The sequence below is a fragment of the Brevundimonas sp. ABV4_179 genome (assembly GCF_056311945.1).
In genome coordinates this window covers 2,033,924-2,050,181 of sequence record NZ_CM149976.1, presented here as the reverse complement: position 1 = coordinate 2,050,181, position 16,258 = coordinate 2,033,924, and the positions used below count along the sequence as shown (strand labels likewise).

16 protein-coding genes are annotated in these 16,258 nt (G+C 66.8%); 4 read left to right on the top strand and 12 right to left on the bottom strand.

The annotated features are described in order from the left end of the window. Positions 1-57: 57 nt before the first annotated feature. From ACYX4P_RS09855 to ACYX4P_RS09840, 4 genes are read left to right on the top strand one after another with little or no spacing between them, the layout of a single operon-like run. Positions 58-1,443 (top strand): peptidylprolyl isomerase, encoded by a 1,386-nt coding sequence (locus ACYX4P_RS09855; RefSeq protein WP_248116059.1) that lies wholly within the window; start codon positions 58-60, stop codon positions 1,441-1,443. Then, on the top strand, positions 1,440-2,444 hold the full coding sequence (gene pdxA / locus ACYX4P_RS09850; RefSeq protein WP_248116057.1) for a 4-hydroxythreonine-4-phosphate dehydrogenase PdxA: 1,005 nt from the start codon (positions 1,440-1,442) through the stop codon (positions 2,442-2,444). The genes ACYX4P_RS09855 and pdxA overlap by 4 nt, the downstream gene beginning before the upstream one ends. 9 nt (positions 2,445-2,453) lie before the next feature. Beyond that, positions 2,454-3,263: a 16S rRNA (adenine(1518)-N(6)/adenine(1519)-N(6))-dimethyltransferase RsmA gene (gene rsmA, locus ACYX4P_RS09845; RefSeq protein WP_248116055.1), complete on the top strand. Its 810-nt coding sequence runs from the start codon at positions 2,454-2,456 to the stop codon at positions 3,261-3,263. Positions 3,264-3,272: 9 nt separating this feature from the next. Next, positions 3,273-4,403 (top strand): pyridoxal phosphate-dependent aminotransferase, encoded by a 1,131-nt coding sequence (locus ACYX4P_RS09840; protein WP_248116054.1) that lies wholly within the window; start codon positions 3,273-3,275, stop codon positions 4,401-4,403. On the opposite strand, the gene ACYX4P_RS09835 is transcribed toward ACYX4P_RS09840, so the two are convergent. The 12 genes from ACYX4P_RS09835 to ACYX4P_RS09780 form a co-directional block, all read right to left on the bottom strand. Next, positions 4,359-6,134 carry an ATP-binding protein gene (locus tag ACYX4P_RS09835; protein WP_248116052.1) on the bottom strand — a complete coding sequence of 592 codons (1,776 nt, stop codon included), beginning with the start codon at positions 6,132-6,134 and terminating at the stop codon, positions 4,359-4,361. The two genes, ACYX4P_RS09840 and ACYX4P_RS09835, sit on opposite strands and share 45 nt — an antisense overlap. A gap of 181 nt (positions 6,135-6,315) precedes the next feature. Further along, entirely contained in the window at positions 6,316-6,957 is a 642-nt protein-coding gene (gmk, locus tag ACYX4P_RS09830; RefSeq protein WP_248116050.1) for a guanylate kinase, read from the bottom strand. Further along, positions 6,947-7,831, bottom strand: a complete 885-nt coding sequence (locus ACYX4P_RS09825; RefSeq protein ID WP_248116047.1) for a YicC/YloC family endoribonuclease — start codon at positions 7,829-7,831, stop codon at positions 6,947-6,949. The genes gmk and ACYX4P_RS09825 overlap by 11 nt, the downstream gene beginning before the upstream one ends. Then, a complete protein-coding gene (mltG, locus tag ACYX4P_RS09820; RefSeq protein ID WP_248116045.1) occupies positions 7,828-8,982 on the bottom strand; it encodes an endolytic transglycosylase MltG in 1,155 nt (384 codons plus the stop codon). The genes ACYX4P_RS09825 and mltG overlap by 4 nt, the downstream gene beginning before the upstream one ends. Position 8,983: 1 nt before the next feature. Then, entirely contained in the window at positions 8,984-10,255 is a 1,272-nt protein-coding gene (gene fabF / locus ACYX4P_RS09815) for a beta-ketoacyl-ACP synthase II (RefSeq protein WP_248116044.1), read from the bottom strand. A 153-nt stretch (positions 10,256-10,408) separates the two neighbouring features. After that, entirely contained in the window at positions 10,409-10,648 is a 240-nt protein-coding gene (locus ACYX4P_RS09810) for an acyl carrier protein (protein WP_008264317.1), read from the bottom strand. Between the two features lie 179 nt (positions 10,649-10,827). Next, complete coding sequence (fabG, locus tag ACYX4P_RS09805; protein ID WP_248116041.1) at positions 10,828-11,568, bottom strand: 3-oxoacyl-[acyl-carrier-protein] reductase; 741 nt, start codon at positions 11,566-11,568, stop codon at positions 10,828-10,830. A 150-nt stretch (positions 11,569-11,718) separates the two neighbouring features. Beyond that, a complete protein-coding gene (gene fabD / locus ACYX4P_RS09800) occupies positions 11,719-12,678 on the bottom strand; it encodes an ACP S-malonyltransferase (protein WP_248116039.1) in 960 nt (319 codons plus the stop codon). Between the two features lie 71 nt (positions 12,679-12,749). Further along, positions 12,750-14,063: a cytochrome b/b6 domain-containing protein gene (locus ACYX4P_RS09795; protein WP_248116037.1), complete on the bottom strand. Its 1,314-nt coding sequence runs from the start codon at positions 14,061-14,063 to the stop codon at positions 12,750-12,752. A 68-nt stretch (positions 14,064-14,131) separates the two neighbouring features. Beyond that, positions 14,132-14,830, bottom strand: a complete 699-nt coding sequence (locus ACYX4P_RS09790; RefSeq protein ID WP_248116034.1) for a YceI family protein — start codon at positions 14,828-14,830, stop codon at positions 14,132-14,134. A gap of 90 nt (positions 14,831-14,920) precedes the next feature. After that, on the bottom strand, positions 14,921-15,349 hold the full coding sequence (locus tag ACYX4P_RS09785) for a J domain-containing protein (RefSeq protein ID WP_248116032.1): 429 nt from the start codon (positions 15,347-15,349) through the stop codon (positions 14,921-14,923). A gap of 15 nt (positions 15,350-15,364) precedes the next feature. After that, positions 15,365-16,201, bottom strand: coding sequence for a division plane positioning ATPase MipZ (locus ACYX4P_RS09780; protein WP_248116030.1), 837 nt, complete (start codon positions 16,199-16,201; stop codon positions 15,365-15,367). Positions 16,202-16,258: the final 57 nt, after the last annotated feature.

Below are 16,258 nucleotides of genomic sequence, written 5' to 3'. Positions count from 1 at the left end.
GGGCGCGACCGCCTGCCCGTCTGGCTGGCGGACCGCTGTGAGGAATCAGGACGAGCAATGGGTTTGATGCGTTATTCGACGGGGGCTGCGCTCGCGGCGGTCCTGCTCGCCGGTTCGGCCCATGGCCAGGCGGCCCAGGCCCGCCCGCAGGGGGCCGCCCAAGCTCCGGCTCAGACGTCCGGCCAAGGCGTCGCCGCCGGCGCGCCCAATCCGGCGGCCGAGGAAGCGCCCACGACGGCGCGCGCCGAGCCTCAGTTCGAAATGGCCGACGGCATCGTCGCCACCGTCAACGACAAGATCATCACCGGCTATGACCTGCGTCAGCGGATGCTGATGCTGATCGCCTCGTCTCAGGTGCAACCGACCGAGCAGAATCTGCCCGCCATCCAGCAGGCGGCGCTGAACGCCCTGATCGAGGATCGCCTGAAGATTCAGGAGATGGCCAAGTTCGAGAGCCTGAAGGTCACCGACGAAGAGGTGGATCAGGAAATCGCTGAAATGGCCCGCGCCGCGGGCACGACCCCGGCCAACTATCTGCAGTTCCTGCAGCAGGGCGGCATCCAGCCCGCCGCCTTCCGCGAGAACCTGCGCACCCAGATTGGCTGGAGCCAATTGGTGCCCGGCCGTTTCAACAGCCGCGCCCGCGCCAGCAGCCTGCAGGTCGATCAGGAACTGCGTCGCCTGAACGAAGCCGCCTCCAAGCCTCAATTCCTGCTGGGCGAAATCTATATCGACGCCGCCCGCGTGGGCGGGCCGCAGGCCGCGCTGAACGGCGCGCGCCAACTGGTGCAGCAGATCATTCAGGGCGCGCCCTTCCAGGCCGTGGCCCAGCAATTCTCCTCGGCGCCGTCCGCCAACGCGCGGGTGCCGGGCGACGCGGGCTGGGTCGTGCGTGATTCGCTGCAGCCGGCCGTCCAGACCGTGGTCGATCAACTCCAGCCCGGCCAGTTGTCCAACCCCATCGTCGTCGATGGCGGGGTCTATATCCTTTATCTTCGCGACAAGCGCGACGGCGCCTCGACCAGTCTGGTCTCGCTGCGTCAGGTCATGGTCGAACTGCCCGAGACTGCGTCCGAAGCCGACGTCGCCGCCGCCACGCAGAAGCTCCAGGCCATGCGCGCGGGCCTGACCTGCGACAACATTCTGTCGCAAGCTCGCGCAACCGAAGGCGTGATCGGCGCTGACCTGGGCGAATCCGACGTGGCCAATCTGGCGCCCCAATTCCAACAGTTCGCCCGCACCGGCGAGCTTGGCGCCGTCTCCACCCCCATCCGCACGCCGCTGGGTCTGCACCTGGTCGCCGTCTGCGGCCGTCGCGTCGGTGGCCCCGAGGCCCCCAACCGCCAGCAGGTCGAAAACCGCCTGCGGGCGCAGAACCTTCAGGTTCTGGAGCGACGCTATCTGCGCGACTTGCGCAGCGACGCCCTGATCGAGTTCAAGTGACCGGATCGGTCGCGCCTCTGGTCCTGACGCTGGGCGAGCCCGCCGGCGTCGGGCCGGAGATCGTCGCCGCCGCCTGGACCGCCCTAAGACACGAACCGCTGGCCTTTGCGGTCATCGGCGACGCCGACCTGATGCGCGCCCAAAACGTGCCGGTGGTCGAGGTCGGCGCGCCCGGCGACGCCGCCGACCGCTTCGCCCGCGCCCTACCCGTCATTCACCGTCCCCTGCCCACCCCGGTCGAGGTCGGTCGCCCGGATCCCGCCAACGCCCTGGCTGTCGCGGACGGCATCGAGGAGGCGGTCGGATTCGCCCTGTCCGGCGAGGCGTCGGGCGTCGTCACCGCCCCCATCGCCAAGGCGCCGATGTACGCAGCGGGCTTTCGCTTTCCGGGCCATACGGAGTTCATCGCCGAACTGACCGCCGATGCGCCCTATCCCGGAACGCGCGGCCCGGTGATGATGCTGACGGCGCGGGACCTGCGGGCCTGTCTGGTGACCATCCATGTCGCCTTGGACCAGGTGCCGGAACTGGTGACCGCCGAGCGCGTGGCCCGCACCGCCCGAGTCGTCCATGAAAGCCTGAAGCGGGACTTCGCCATCGCCCGTCCCCAGCTGGCCATGGCCGCCCTGAACCCCCACGCGGGCGAAGGCGGCGCACTGGGCCTTCAGGAGATGGACATCCTGATCCCGGTCGCTCGACAACTGCGTGCCGAGGGTATCGACATCACCGATCCCAAGTCCGCCGACACCCTGTTCCACGACGCGGCGCGCGCCACCTATGACGCGGCCATCTGCATGTATCACGATCAGGCCCTGATCCCGGTCAAGACCCTGGACTTCTGGGGCGGGGTCAACGTCTCCCTGGGCCTGCCCATCATCCGCACCTCGCCCGACCACGGCACCGGGTTCGACATTGCAGGCAAAGGCCTGGCCCGCCCCGACAGCCTGATCGCCGCCATCCGTCTGGCTTCGGAGATGGCGGTGGCGCGCGCCGCGCGCTAACAGACCGTCGTGACCGACCAACCATCCCTCCGCGAAACCCTCGACGCCCACGGCCTCTCGGCCAAGAAGAGCTTCGGCCAGCATTTCCTGCTGGACCTGAACGTCACCCGCAAGATCGTGCGGCTGGCCGGTCCGTTCGAAGGCCGCGCCGTGATCGAGGTCGGCCCCGGCCCCGGCGGCCTGACCCGCGCCCTGCTGGAATCCGACGCCGGTCCGGTGCTGTTGGTCGAGAAGGATCCCCGCTTCATTCCCCTGTTGTCTGAACTGGACGACGGCTCCGGCCGCCTGACCATTGTCGAGGCGGACGCGTTGAAGGTGAAGGAGGCCGATCTGGTCCCCGGCCCCGCGCACCTGGTCTCCAACCTGCCCTACAACGTCGGCACGGCCCTGCTGATCAAATGGCTGACAGGCCCCTGGCTGCCGCACAGCCTGACCCTGATGTTCCAGAGAGAGGTCGCCGAGCGTGTCGCCGCAGCGCCGGGCGAAGACGCCTACGGCCGTCTGGCCGTCATTTCTCAGGCCGTCTGCACCGCGCGCGTCGTCATGCACCTGCCAGCCGCCGCCTTCACCCCGCCGCCCAAGGTGGCCTCGGCCGTGGTGCATCTGGTCCCGCTGGACGAACGCCCCTCTCCAGAACGCCTGAAGAAGCTGGAGCGCGTCACAGCCGCCGCCTTCGGCCAGCGCCGCAAGATGCTGCGTTCCAGCCTGAAGCAACTGGGCGGCGGCGCCCTGTGCGAAGCGGCCGGGATTGAGCCGGACGCCCGGGCCGAAACCATCGACGTGGCGGGCTTCCTTCGCCTGGCTGACGCGCTATCCTGAGTCTTTGACATGACCGTCGAACCCTTCCGCGCGATCTCCGTCAGCCGTCTGGCGCATCAGTTGAAATCCGAAGGCCGCTCGATCATTCACATGGAGTTCGGCCAGCCGTCGACGGGTGCGCCCGCCGCCGCCATCGCCCGCGCTCATCAGGTGCTGGATCAGGACGCCATGGGCTATTGGGAAAGCCCGGACCTGCGCGCCCGCATCGCGCGCCTGTATGACGACCGCTACGGTGTCACGGTCAACTCCGACCGCATTCTGCTGACCTGCGGCGCTTCGCCGGCCCTGGTTCTGGCGCTCAGCACACTGTTCAAGCCCGGCGACCGCATCGCCCTGGCCCGCCCCGGCTATGTCGCCTATCGAAACACGCTGCGCGCCCTGCATCTCGAGCCGGTCGAGATCGCCTGCGGCCCCGAGACCCGGTTCCAGCTCACCGCCGCCCAGCTCGAAGCGCTCGATCCGGCCCCCGCCGGCGTCATCATCGCCAGCCCGGCCAATCCGACCGGCACCATCATCCCCGACGCCGAACTGGCCGCCATCGCCGACGTGTGCCGCCAGCGCGGGATCGCCGTTGTCTCCGATGAAATCTATCACGGCCTCAGCTACGTCGGCCCGACCTCCTCCATGCTGCAGTTCGCGCCGGACACCGTGGTGATCAACAGCTTCTCCAAATACTGGAGCATGGCCGGCTGGCGCCTGGGCTGGCTGCTGGTCCCACAGGCGCAGGTGGACGCTGCTCGGGCCTATATCGGCAATATGTTCCTGACCCCGCCGTCGCTGAGCCAGCACGCCGGGCTGGTCGCCATGGATGCCGTCGAGGAGCTGGAAGGCCACATCCAGACCTACGCCCGCAATCGCGATCTGATGCTTCAGGCCCTGCCTTCCCTCGGCTTGCAAAGGATCGCCCCGCCGGACGGCGCCTTCTACATCTGGGCGGACATCGGCCATCTGACGGACGACAGCGTGGCCTTTTGCGAGCAGATTCTGCGCGATACCGGCGTCGCGACGGCGCCCGGGGTAGATTTCGATCCCGTCGATGGTCGCCGCTTCATTCGTTTCAGCTTCGCGGTCTCGACGCCCGAGATCGAGGACGCGTTAAGCCGCCTGCGTCCTTGGTTCGCTGCGCGGGGCAGAGCTTAAGTCTGCCGACGTCGCGCGGTGAAGCGCGTCGTACAGGCGCTTGGGCTCCAAGGGCTTGGGCAGCCAGTCGGTCATGCCGGCGGCATAGCAGGCCTCGACCTGTTCCGCCTCGGTGCCGGCGCTGAAGCCGATCACAGGCACGCCCGCGTTCGGACCGTTGGAGGCCCTTAGGCGCCGCGTCGTCTCATTACCGTCGATGCCCGGCATGTTGACGTCCATCAGCACCACGTCGAACGCACGTTCCGCTAGCAGCGACAACGCCAGATTACCGTCCGAGGCGGTCGCCAGATCGACCTCCAGCGGCTGCAACACCAAGGCGATGGTTCGGCGGTTGATCTCGTGATCATCGACGGCCAGCACGCGGATGCGACGCGCCAGAGCCGGGGCCGCGTCCTCAAAGCCGTCGTTCGCCTCCGTGGGCTGGCCCGCTGGCAGATCGACGCACAGTGTGAAGGCCGCCCCCTCGCCCGGCGCGCTCCGCACCGTCAGGTCGCCGCCCATCAGCCGCGCCAGCTCACGGCTGACGGTCAGGCCCAGCCCTGTCCCGCCATAGGTGCGCGCCACCTCGGCGGACCCTTGCTCGAAGGGCGAGAAGAGCCGGTTCATGGCTTCAGGCGTGATGCCCGCCCCCTGATCGACGACGGTCAGCGTCAGGCAATGATGATCGCTGCCGTGCGGCGCGGCAGCCTCCAGTCGGATCGCCCCTGCAGGCGTGAACTTGATGGCGTTGGAGATCAGATTGTTGACGATCTGACGCAGGCGATAGGGATCGCCACGCAGCCAGACGGCTTCGCCGTGATCCAGCGCCAACTCCAGAACCAAGCCCTTTTCGCTTGCCGGCGCGCTCCAGAACCGGGCGGTGTCACGCACCAATTCTCCAAGCTCGAAATCCCGGCTCTCGATCATCATCGCCCCAGCCTCCATCTTGGAGTGGTCAAGCAGATCGTTCAGCATGCCGGTCATCAGACGCCCGGCGTCGATGATCAGTTCGGCCGTCTCTTCCCGCTTCTCTGGCAACTTGCCATCTCGGATGACATGGGCGCCCGCCAGTATGGCGCTGACCGGCGTGCGCAGTTCGTGGCTGACGATGGCGGCCATGGCGGCGCGGTCGGCCATGGCGGTCTGCGCCTGCTCCAGGCGTGTTTCAGCCTCTGCGCGCGACTGAACCTCGGCCTGCCGTGTATGATACACGCGCCAATAGATGTTCAGCATCATGCCGGCGAACAGGGCGGCCGATAGGGTCATGACGGCCACGCCCCGCGTATCGCCCTGGACCAGCTTGATCACCGGCATCAGGGCCAAGAACAGCAGATACGGACCGCCGCCGATGAAGAAGAGAAGGCGCGAGCCGATGCCTGATGCGACATTGGTCAACAATCCCCCGGCCAGGGTCAGGGCCGCCAGGGTCACCAGCGCGGGGTGGTTGGTCGTCCAGATGATCAAAGCCATCCCCCCGAAAAGAGTGGCCATCAGGGTCGTGGACATCAAGGCCAAGCCGACCGACAGACGGTTGTTCGACGGTGGATCCCGCCGGAACGGAGCCATGGCGCAGAACTCGAATCCCTGCACGATCAACGCCGCGGCCAACCAGACGGGAATCCATGACGCCATGCCGCCGCCGTACATGGCCCAGGCCATCACAACGGCGAGCAATAGGCGCACCGGCGCTTGTTTGGCCCGCTCCTTGGCGCTGCCCGCCAGGATCGGTCCTATGGAATCCAGAGATGTCATGAGCCCCCCGCTGTCCCGACCTTAGACGGCAGAGGGCGAACAGGACGTAAATCATCGTCGCGGCTTAAGGGTTCTTCCCTATGACCGCGTTTACTCTCCGCTGCCTTTCAGCGTGGCACACCACGGTCAGTAGCGTAGCGTTGAGTGCCAACGCCGCAGACTCCGGTCTGCGGCGTTTTCCTCAGACCGCCTCGCGCAGCAGGGCGGCCTTGTAGTCGCCGACCCACAGGTTACGGAAACGGCGCGAACGCTCGGCGTGATAGATGTGGGCCAGTTCGGCGTAGGATCGGTCGAAGTCCTCGTTGACCAGAACATAGTCGAAGGCGTCGCAGTGTTCGATCTCGCCCTTGGCGTTGGCGACGCGGCGCTCGATCACGTCCTCGGCGTCTTGGGAGCGGGTCACCAGACGGCGGCGCAGCTCTTCCAGGCTGGGCGGCAGTATGAACACGCGCACGGCGTCCTCGGGGCATTTCTCGGCCACGTCGCGGGCGCCCTGCCAGTCGATATCGAACAGGACGTCCCGACCCTCGGCCAGAGCGCGGTCGACCGGCCCGCGCGGGCTGCCATAGCGATTTCCGTGGACATCGGCCCATTCCAGAAAGGCGTCTTCGTCGATCAGGCGCTGAAACTGGTCATGCCCGACAAAGTGGTAGTCGCGCCCGTCCACCTCGCCCGGCCGTATGCCGCGCGTGGTCATGGACACGGACAACTCCAGCCCCCCGTGATCCGCCATCAGTCGGCGGCAAAGCGACGTCTTGCCCGCGCCCGAAGGGCTGGCGACGATCAGGAGGACGCCCCGGCGGGGCGTGCGTTCATTCGACATTCTGGACCTGCTCACGCAACTGTTCGATGACGGCCTTGAGCTCCAGGCCGATTCCGGTGAGCGCGGTCGTAGCCGATTTCGAGCACAGCGTGTTGGCCTCACGCATGAATTCCTGCATCAGGAAGTCGAGTTTCCGCCCGGCGGGCGCCGAAGCCACAAGCTGGCGCGCCGCCGCGACATGAGCGGTCAGCCGATCCAGCTCCTCGCGCACGTCCGCCTTGGTGGCCAGAGCGGCCGCTTCCAGGAAGACCCGGTCTTCCAATCCTGGCGCATCGGGGGCCAGTTCGCTGATGCGGCGTGTGAACCGTTCGCGGATCGTTTCGACCTGCGCCGCCGCTTCGCCTTCGGCCTCGGCCGTGAGGGTTTCGATCCTGGTGATGAAATCCTCCAGCACGGGAGCCAGAAGCGCACCCTCCTGCTGACGCGACACCTTCAAGGCGTCAAGCGCCTTCTCGACGGTCTGGGCCATGGCGGCTTCCAGCACCGCCCGCGCCTCGGGATCGTCAACCTCTTCGGGCGTCTCGATCACGCCCCTCAACGCCAACAACCCGTCCGCCGACGGCGGCGTCGCGCCATCCTCGGCCAGTTCATTGGCCAAGGTCAGATAACGCGCCAGCACGGCGGCGTTGATGGCGACCGACGCTTCACCGGAGTCGGTGCGTTTGGCCTGCAGGCCAATGCTGACCTGACCGCGTGCGAACCGCGCCTGTCCCGCCGCCTTGGCCGCTCGCTCGACAGCGTCGAAGCCATGCGGTGCGCGAAACCGGACCTCCAGGTTGCGGCCGTTGACGGACCGGGCCTCGACCGACCAGGTCCAGCCGTCGCCGGCGCCGTCCGCCCGACCGAATCCCGTCATGCCTGATAGCGCGGTCATCTCGCCCCCTGACTGGCGCCGGGCGGCAGGGTGATGGTCGCCTGCCCCGTCGCGGATTGTTCGGCCGCTGGCGTCATCGGCGCCGGGTTGGTTCCAGGAACTAGGGGTGCGGGCTCCTCTGGCGGCAAGCCCGCCTTCTGACGCTCGATCTGGCGCCAGCGGGCCACGTTGCGCTGATGCTCGTCATAGGTCAGGGCGAAGGCGTGGCCGCCCGATCCATCCGCAACAAAGAACAGGGCGGGATCCGCCGGTGGGTTCAGCACGGCCTTGACCGCCTCCACACCCGGATTGGCGATCGGCGTCGGGGGCAGGCCGTTGATCTGGTAGGTGTTCCAAGGCGTCGCGGCCAGCAGTTCGGAACGCCGGATGCCGCGCCCCAGCGGCCGCCCCTTGGTGATGCCGTAAACGATGGTCGGGTCGCTCTCCAGGCGCATTCCGGCGCGCAATCGGTTGGAGAAGACCGCCGCCACGCGCGGCCGCTCGGCCGCCAAGGCGGTTTCCTTTTCGACGATGGAGGCCAGGACGACCGCCTCTTCCGGCGTGCGCGCCACGGTCGCGGGCGAACGCTGGCTCCACAGCAAACGCAGGTTCTCGCTCGCCGCACGCTGCATCCGGTCGATCACCGACTGGCGCGTATCGCCGCGCGCCACCTCATAGGTGTCGGGCCACAGACTGCCTTCTTCAGGCGTGTCCGCGACCGTGCCGATCAACACCGGCTCCTTGTTCAGAATGTCCACCGCCTGAAGCGAGGACCACCCCTCTGGCAGGGTCACGAAGTGACGGACAACCCGCCCTTCGACCAGCAGATTCAACACCCCGGCCAAGGACATGCCCGAGGGCACTTCATATTCCCCGGCCCTCAGCCGACGATCCGCCCCGGTGAGGGTCGCCGCCGCACGGAACAGGTCGGTCGAACGGATGACGCCCTCGGCCTTCATCTTGGCGGCGATGGCGGAGACGCCGGAACCGCTGGCCAAGGTCACGACCGTCTTGTCGCCCTGCCGCGCCGACGGACCGGGCGCATAATAGACCGCCCAGACCGAGATCAACGCGACCAGCAGGAACAGGCCGAAGGTCGCCGATGCGGTCAGCAGCGAGACCGCGAACCCCGACCGTCCGCTCGACTTCTCGCCCCGTCCCCGTCCGAACACCTCAGTCCACCTTCTTGAAGATGACCGAGGCGTTGGTGCCGCCAAAGCCGAAGCTGTTAGACATGGCGACATCGATCTTCATCGGTTTGGCCTGGTTGGGCACCAGGTCGATGGGCGTTTCCATTTCGGGATCGGTCAGATTGATCGTGGGCGGCGCGATCTGGTCGCGAATGGCCAGGACAGAGAAGATGCTCTCAATGGCGCCCGCCGCGCCCAGCAGGTGTCCCGTCATCGATTTGGTCGAGGATACCGCCACGTTCGGCGCGTGATCGCCCACCAGCCGCTCGACCGCCTTCAGCTCGATCCAGTCGGCCATGGTCGATGTGCCGTGGGCGTTGACGTAATCCAGATCGGACGGCTGCATTCCGGCTCGTTTCAGCGCCATCTTCATGGCGCGCAGGCCGCCGTCGCCGTCTTCGGACGGAGCGGTGATGTGATAGGCGTCGCCGCTCATGCCATAGCCCACGACTTCGGCGTAAATCTTGGCCCCACGCGCCTTGGCGTGCTCGTACTCCTCCAGCACCATGACCCCGGCGCCCTCGCCCATGACGAAGCCGGCGTGGCCCCGGTCATAGGGCCGCGAAGCCGTCTCGGGCGTGTCGTTATAAGCCGTGCACAGCGCCTTGCAGGCCAGGAAACCGGCGATGCCGATGGGCACGATGGAGCTTTCCGCCCCACCGGCCACCATCACCTCGGCGTCTCCCAAGGCGATCATCCGCGCCGCGTCGCCAATGGCGTGGGCGCCGGTGGCGCAGGCGGTCACGACCGAATGGTTGGGGCCCTTCAGCCCATGGCGGATCGAAATCTGGCCCGACGCCAGGTTGATCAAGGCCGAGGGAATGAAGAAGGGGCTGACCCGTCGCACGCCCTGTTCCTTCAGGACGATGGCCGTCTCCGCGATGGGCCCCAGGCCGCCGATGCCGGACCCCACCATGACGCCCGTGGCCTCGCGGTCCGCCTCGGTCTCCGGTTTCCAATTCGCATCGGCCAGCGCCTCGTCTGCGGCGGCGATGGCGTAAAGGATGAAGTCGTCGACGCGCTTCCGGTCCTTGGGCGACATGATCTGGTCAGGGTCGAAGTCGCCTTCGCCACCGCCGCCGCGTCCATCAACGCTCGGCACTTCGCCAGCGATGGTGCAGCCATAGCCTTCGGTATCGAAGGCGGTGATAGGGCCGATGCCCGACCGTCCCTCGACGATGCCTTGCCAGCTCTTCTCGACGCCCCAGCCCAGGGGTGTCAGCAGACCGATGCCCGTAACGACGACGCGGCGCATGGTGCGTGCTCCTTCAGCTCCAAACTTTCCCCGACGGAATCACATGGGGATTCGTCGCGGTCAGAAACAGTAAAGGCCGCCGGGCGTCTCCGCTAGGAGCGCCGGGCGGCCCTTTGAACCGTCAGCCTTTCGGCTTCCCGTCGGAGGCTGGGATCAGCCCGCCGACTTTTCGTCGATGAACTTGACCGCATCGCCGACCGTTTGGATGTGCTCGGCGGCGTCATCCGGGATCTCGATGTCGAATTCTTCTTCGAAGGCCATCACCAGCTCGACGTTATCGAGCGAGTCGGCGCCCAGGTCGTCGATGAAGCTGGCCTTTTCCGTGACCTTGTCCGGATCGGCGTCCAGGTGGTCGATGACGATCTTGCGAACGCGCTCGAGGGTGTCGGACATCAGTGTCTCTCTGCCTGTTTGAAATCGCCGTAGAGGCGGGGGTAGCTCAGAAATCGCCGTCTCACGGCAGCGAAGGCGACGCAAGCCCGAAAGCCCGAACCGCCGTTGCATCAAGCCCTTTAGCACAGGCTTTCGGGCTGGAAATAGTCTGTTGCGCGTCGTGATGACGGCGACGAGCCTTAAATCATCGCCATGCCGCCGTTCACATGCAGGGTCTGGCCCGTGACATAGGCGGCTTCGTTCGACGACAGATAAACGGCGGCGGCGGCGATCTCGTCGCCCGTGCCCAGGCGCCCGGCGGGAATCTTGGTCAGGATGGCTTCGCGCTGCTGATCGTTCAGCACATCGGTCATCGGCGAGGCGATGAAGCCCGGCGCGATGCAGTTGACCGTGATCCCTCGCGAGCCGACCTCCTGGGCCAGCGACTTGGAAAAGCCGATCATGCCGGCCTTGGACGCCGAATAGTTGGTCTGGCCCGGATTGCCGGTCACGCCGACCACCGATGTCACGCCGATGATTCGGCCCGAGCGGCGCTTCATCATCCCCTTCACCGCCGCGCGGGTCAGGCGGAAATAGCTTTCCAGATTGATCTGGATGACCGACTGGAAATCCTCGTCCTTCATCCGCATCAGCAGGCCGTCCTTGGTGATGCCCGCGTTGGCCACCAGGATGTCGAGCGGCGCGCCCGCCGCCGTTTCCGCCGCAGCGACCAGATTGTCGACTGATTCCGGGTCCGACAGGTTGGCGGTGGCGAAGTGAGCGCGTTCGCCCAGTTCCTTGGCCAGATCGGCCAGAACCGCCTCACGCGTGCCCGACAGCACCACGGTCGCGCCCTGGGCGTGCAGCGCCCGCGCCACCGCCCCTCCGATTCCGCCCGTCGCGCCGGTCACCAGCGCGGTCTTGCCTGCAAGATTGAACATTCGTCCTCTCCTTCTTCCGTCATCCTCGGGCTTGACCGGAGGATCAGGCGCCGTGCGACGCCGATATCTATGTCAGCGCTCGCTACTAGCGCCGAAGTGCGGATGGTCCGATCCTCGGGTCAAGCCCGAGGATGACGGCATTGGGTATGGTCAGACGCCCTTGGCGAAGGCTTCCAGATATTCCGGGCTGTTCAGCGCCAAGCCTTCAGCGTCCGGCGCGATCCGCTTGGCCATGCCGGTCAGAACCTTGCCCGAGCCGATCTCGACGAAGCGCGTCACGCCGCCCCCTCCTTGAGAATCCGACGTCGCCATCCACTCCATGCTCTCGCGCCAACGCACGCGGCCGGTGACTTGCTCGACCAGCAGGCGACGGATGACTTCGGGGTCGCTTTCCGGGCGCGCCAGAACATTGGCGACCACAGGCACGACGGGCGCCAGGATCGTTGCCGAAGCCAGGGCCTGAGCCATCTCGTCGGCGGCGGGCTGCATCAGCGGGCAGTGGAAGGGCGCCGAGACGTTCAGCGGGATCGCCCGCGCGCCCAGTTCCTTGGCCTTTTCGATGGCGCGGTCGACCGCCGCCTTCTCGCCGGAGATGACGATGTTGCCCGCGTTATTATCGTTGGCGACCACGCAGACGCCCAGTTCCGCACCCGCCGCCGCAGCGGCCTCCGCCAGCGCCAGATCGGTCTTTGGGCCGATCAGAGAGGCCATCGCCCCCTGCCCCACCGGCACGGCGCGCTGCATGGCCTGACCGCGCAGCTTCAAGAGCCGCGCCGTGTCCGACAGCGAGATCGCCCCCGCCGCCGCCAGCGCCGAGTATTCGCCCAGCGAGTGACCGGCGACATAGGCCGCCGTCGAAACGTCGAAACCGAACTCGGCCTTCAGGGCGCGGATGGCGGCGACCGACACGGCCATCAGGGCCGGTTGGGCGTTCTCGGTCAGGGTCAGCTGATCCTCTGGCCCTTCGCGCATCAGCACCGACAGCTTCTGGCCCAGGGCCTCGTCCACCTCGGCGAAGACATCGCGAGCGGAGGCGAAGGCGTCGGCCAGTTGCGCGCCCATGCCGACCGCCTGGCTGCCCTGGCCCGGAAACAGAAGTGCGAGGGTCATCGACCGCTCCCTGAATCGTTCATCAAGGCGCGGAGCCGTAAGCCCTCGTTTCCGTCAGGGCAAGCGCCGGTTCACGACGCGCGACGCGCAGAGACCTCGATCCGAACCCCGACCATTTTGGACACCCAATCCGCCGCAGCGTCCGAGGCCATGCCGAGATCGAGCGCCGTCCGATCCAGCTCCAGCGCGCCTTCCACCTTGGCCACGCCGCCGGATTCGCTGAACCGGAACGGCAGAACCACGGGGATGGTGGTGGTCTTGATGCGCAGGTCGCCCGCCGCCTCATAGCGGTCGCCGCCCAGGGATCGGAAGCGCGTCGCCTCGAAACGGGCGACCGGATATTGCGCTGGATCGAACCATTCCGCGCCCTGCAAAGAGCCTTCCTGCGTTGGATCGCCCGTCCGCGCGGACGCGGTTTGGACAAGCACAACGGCCTTCGATCCCGCCAGATCGGCCGGGTCGAACCACACCTGGCCATCCCATTTGTCGAATCGACCTTCGAATCGTTTCCCGGCGTGCGTTCCGGTGAAGCGGATGCTGGAGACGGCCGCGTCGATGGTCCATGCGGCCGCCGTGCCTGGCGTGACGGGGGCCTCGGGCTTCGGCTGAGTTGAGACGACGACAGGCGCCGGCGCGATCTCGGCCAGTTGGCTTTCCGTCAAGGCATAGGGCCGGGCTGCGATGGCCCCAGCGACGGCGACGGCCAGAACCAGGGCGACGCCTGCCGCGCGCTCGGCCCAGACTGGCGCCGGTGGAGGAGCGACAGATTCATCGGCATGACCGGACTTCAGACCGGGAACCATATGACCCAGCACGCCGTCCCTATCGACGAACTGATGCTTCAGGGCGGCGCCGACGTGCAGCACGATCAGCACAACCGCGCCCCAGGCCATCAGCGAATGGGCGCCCATAGCCTGAAAGGCCAGCGCCCGCCGCATCTGGATCGACAGTTCGGCCACACCTGGCAGGTGCGGAATGGGGAACAGGCCGAACCAACTGGTCGCCACCTCCAACGCGCGATCCTGCGACACCGCCCAGCCTGCGGACACATAAAGCCAGCCTGTCAGAGGCAGAGCCAGCAACAGGGCGTAGAAGGCCACATGGGTCGCGCCCGCCGCAAAGGCCTCCCACCGCTTCATCGTCCTGGGCAAGGCGGGCGGCCGATGCGTCAGCCGCCAGACGATCCGCACCACTGTCAGCGCCAGGATCAGAAAGCCGATCGACTTGTGAATCTGAAATACCCGATAGGCCAAGGCCTGACTGTCGGTGTTGTCGATCGCCGATGTCATCCACAAACCCATAGGGATCATCGACAGGATCAGAAGCGCGATGGCCCAGTGCAGGGCGATGGCGACGGATGAATAGCGGGTGCGGGCTTGTGACATGGACACTTGGACTTGAGTGCGACGTAAAAAGAGCGGCGACCGAAATCGCCGCTCTCTCGCTCTGGGTCTCAGGACGCAGGCGCGGCCGGAGCGACTTCCTGGATGAATTCGCCGTCGAAGCGGATAGTCACCTCGTCGCCGATGGGACCAACCGCCATGCCGAACGCGGAGCGCTTGAACCGCCCTTCGGCGGCGAAGCCGACGGCGGGCACGTTGGCGAACGGATGACGGTCGATCTCGCCGTTGAAGGTCGCGTCCAACGTCACCGGATGGGTTTGACCCAGGAAGGTCAGGTCGCCCGTCACCTGGGCCGTACGTGCGCCCGTCTTTTTCACCGACGTCGAGACGAAGGTGATGGCGGGGAAGGCCTTGGCGTTCAGCCAGGTAGGATTGTTCGCCATGTCGTCGTTCCAGCCGGAATAGGCCGAACCCGCGTGCGACGCCTTGTAGTCGGCGGGATAGGCCGCATTGACCGAGGCGGGGTCGATGGTCGCGGTGATCTTGGAGTTTTCCAGGTTCGCCGGGTCGAGCGTCAGTCTGGCCTCGAATTTGTCAAACCGCGCGGTGTAGTGCGAGATCGTATTGTGCAGCAGCGACCACTGCAGCGTGGCATGGGTCGGGTCCAGCACATAGACGCCGGCCGGCGCCTTCACCGACACCGGCGCTTCGGCCGACGCGTTCGGGGCGGCGGCAGGCGCTTCGCCCGGCTTGTTGCACGCGGCCAGCAGGGCCAGCGCGGACACGGCGGCGAGGGTTGCGATCTTCATTTCCGGCTCCATCCGAAAGTTGGTTCAGATGATCTAGGCCAGATGAAACTGATACGCAACAACTACTGTTTCGAATGAGTCTGGTGTCGGCTAGGAAGACCCCCGCCGCTTCAGCAGGCGATCACGCGCGGCGTTGACGCGCGTCGCCAGCCCCTCGGTGCCGCCCTGGTCCGGATGGGCGCGGGCCATGGCGCGCTTCCACGCAGCCCGGATTTCGGCCTCGTTCGCCCCTGCTCGCACGCCCAGCACGGCGCGGGCGTCGGCGTCGCTAATCGGCTCGGAGCGAACGACGGATCGTATTCGCGACGACCAAGCCAGATAGAGGCCAGCCCCGGCCAGCGCCGCCGCGGCCAGCCATGCGCCGCGAAACGCGGCCAGAGCGCCGCCCGCCAGCAGGACCGATCCCAAAAGGGTAGCCGTGACGCGCCAATGCGCCCGGCCGCGCCGCTCGGTCTGGCGACCCAGCCGAACCAGGGCCCAGACGGCGATGGCCGCCAGGGCGAGCCCGATCAAACCCATCGGGTCGTCAAACCGTCAGGCCGCCACGTCCAAAGGGGCGATCACCTGCTCCAGCCCCATGGCCATCATCAGGTTGCGAAGCTCCTGGCGCGCCGCGACGTGCGCCAGCGACACCGCCACGGGCCGGATGTCGTTGGACAGATCCGCCACGGTCAGGCCGAAGGGAAACAGTTCACGATAGATGACCCGGTCGCGCAGGCCCGGCCCGACGCGGAAACCGACCCGTTTGGCCAGTTTGGTCATCCGCTCTTCCAGACGCTTGCGGTTGCGGGCCTCTGCGACGGCCAGGCGATTGGTCACCACCAGCCAGTCGATGGTCGCGTGCCGCCCCTGAGAGATGGCCCGCTGCTTGCGCGCCTCCCAGACGCTTTCCGAATAGATGGACGGCTTCAGCAACTCCAGCGACACCGGATCAACCTCGCCCAGCAGATCGAAATCGACGAAGCTGTCGTTCATTGGCGTCACGATCTGATCGGCGCGGGCGTGGGCGGCGCTGGACACCGCCGTATCCCCGCCCGGGGTGTCGATCAGGATGCAGTCCACGCCTTGGGCCACAGCCTCGTCGAAGGCGCGTTCGAAGACAGCGATCTGTTCGGCGACATCGGTCTTGGCCAGGGCCTTGCCGTCGCCCATGTCCGGGATAAAGGGCTGCGGCAAGGCCTGTTCGTTCGCCGCCAGCCAGGCCAGGCGATTGTGGAAGAAGCGTTGCATCGACCGCTGGCGCAGGTCCAGGTCGATGATCGCCACCGTCCGCCCCGCATGCAGCAGGCCCGCGACGATGTGGATGGCCAGGGTGGACTTGCCGGCCCCGCCCTTTTCGTTGCCGAGAACGATCACATGCGGCTGCGTCATTCGAGGGAATCCTCTGTGCCGACCGGCGCGACTCAGGCGCGGTCCAGTTCGACCTAG

What these genes read in the sequence shown, in the direction of transcription:
- ACYX4P_RS09855 (WP_248116059.1), top strand. Translation starts at nt 58, where the DNA reads ATGGGTTTGATGCGTTATTCGACGGGGGCTGCGCTCGCGGCGGTCCTG.
- ACYX4P_RS09840 (WP_248116054.1), top strand. Translation starts at nt 3,273, where the DNA reads ATGACCGTCGAACCCTTCCGCGCGATCTCCGTCAGCCGTCTGGCGCAT.
- ACYX4P_RS09835 (WP_248116052.1), bottom strand. Translation starts at nt 6,134, where the DNA reads ATGACATCTCTGGATTCCATAGGACCGATCCTGGCGGGCAGCGCCAAG.
- gmk (WP_248116050.1), bottom strand. Translation starts at nt 6,957, where the DNA reads ATGTCGAATGAACGCACGCCCCGCCGGGGCGTCCTCCTGATCGTCGCC.
- ACYX4P_RS09825 (WP_248116047.1), bottom strand. Translation starts at nt 7,831, where the DNA reads ATGACCGCGCTATCAGGCATGACGGGATTCGGTCGGGCGGACGGCGCC.
- fabF (WP_248116044.1), bottom strand. Translation starts at nt 10,255, where the DNA reads ATGCGCCGCGTCGTCGTTACGGGCATCGGTCTGCTGACACCCCTGGGC.
- ACYX4P_RS09810 (WP_008264317.1), bottom strand. Translation starts at nt 10,648, where the DNA reads ATGTCCGACACCCTCGAGCGCGTTCGCAAGATCGTCATCGACCACCTG.
- fabG (WP_248116041.1), bottom strand. Translation starts at nt 11,568, where the DNA reads ATGTTCAATCTTGCAGGCAAGACCGCGCTGGTGACCGGCGCGACGGGC.
- fabD (WP_248116039.1), bottom strand. Translation starts at nt 12,678, where the DNA reads ATGACCCTCGCACTTCTGTTTCCGGGCCAGGGCAGCCAGGCGGTCGGC.
- ACYX4P_RS09795 (WP_248116037.1), bottom strand. Translation starts at nt 14,063, where the DNA reads ATGTCACAAGCCCGCACCCGCTATTCATCCGTCGCCATCGCCCTGCAC.
- ACYX4P_RS09790 (WP_248116034.1), bottom strand. Translation starts at nt 14,830, where the DNA reads ATGAAGATCGCAACCCTCGCCGCCGTGTCCGCGCTGGCCCTGCTGGCC.
- ACYX4P_RS09785 (WP_248116032.1), bottom strand. Translation starts at nt 15,349, where the DNA reads ATGGGTTTGATCGGGCTCGCCCTGGCGGCCATCGCCGTCTGGGCCCTG.
- ACYX4P_RS09780 (WP_248116030.1), bottom strand. Translation starts at nt 16,201, where the DNA reads ATGACGCAGCCGCATGTGATCGTTCTCGGCAACGAAAAGGGCGGGGCC.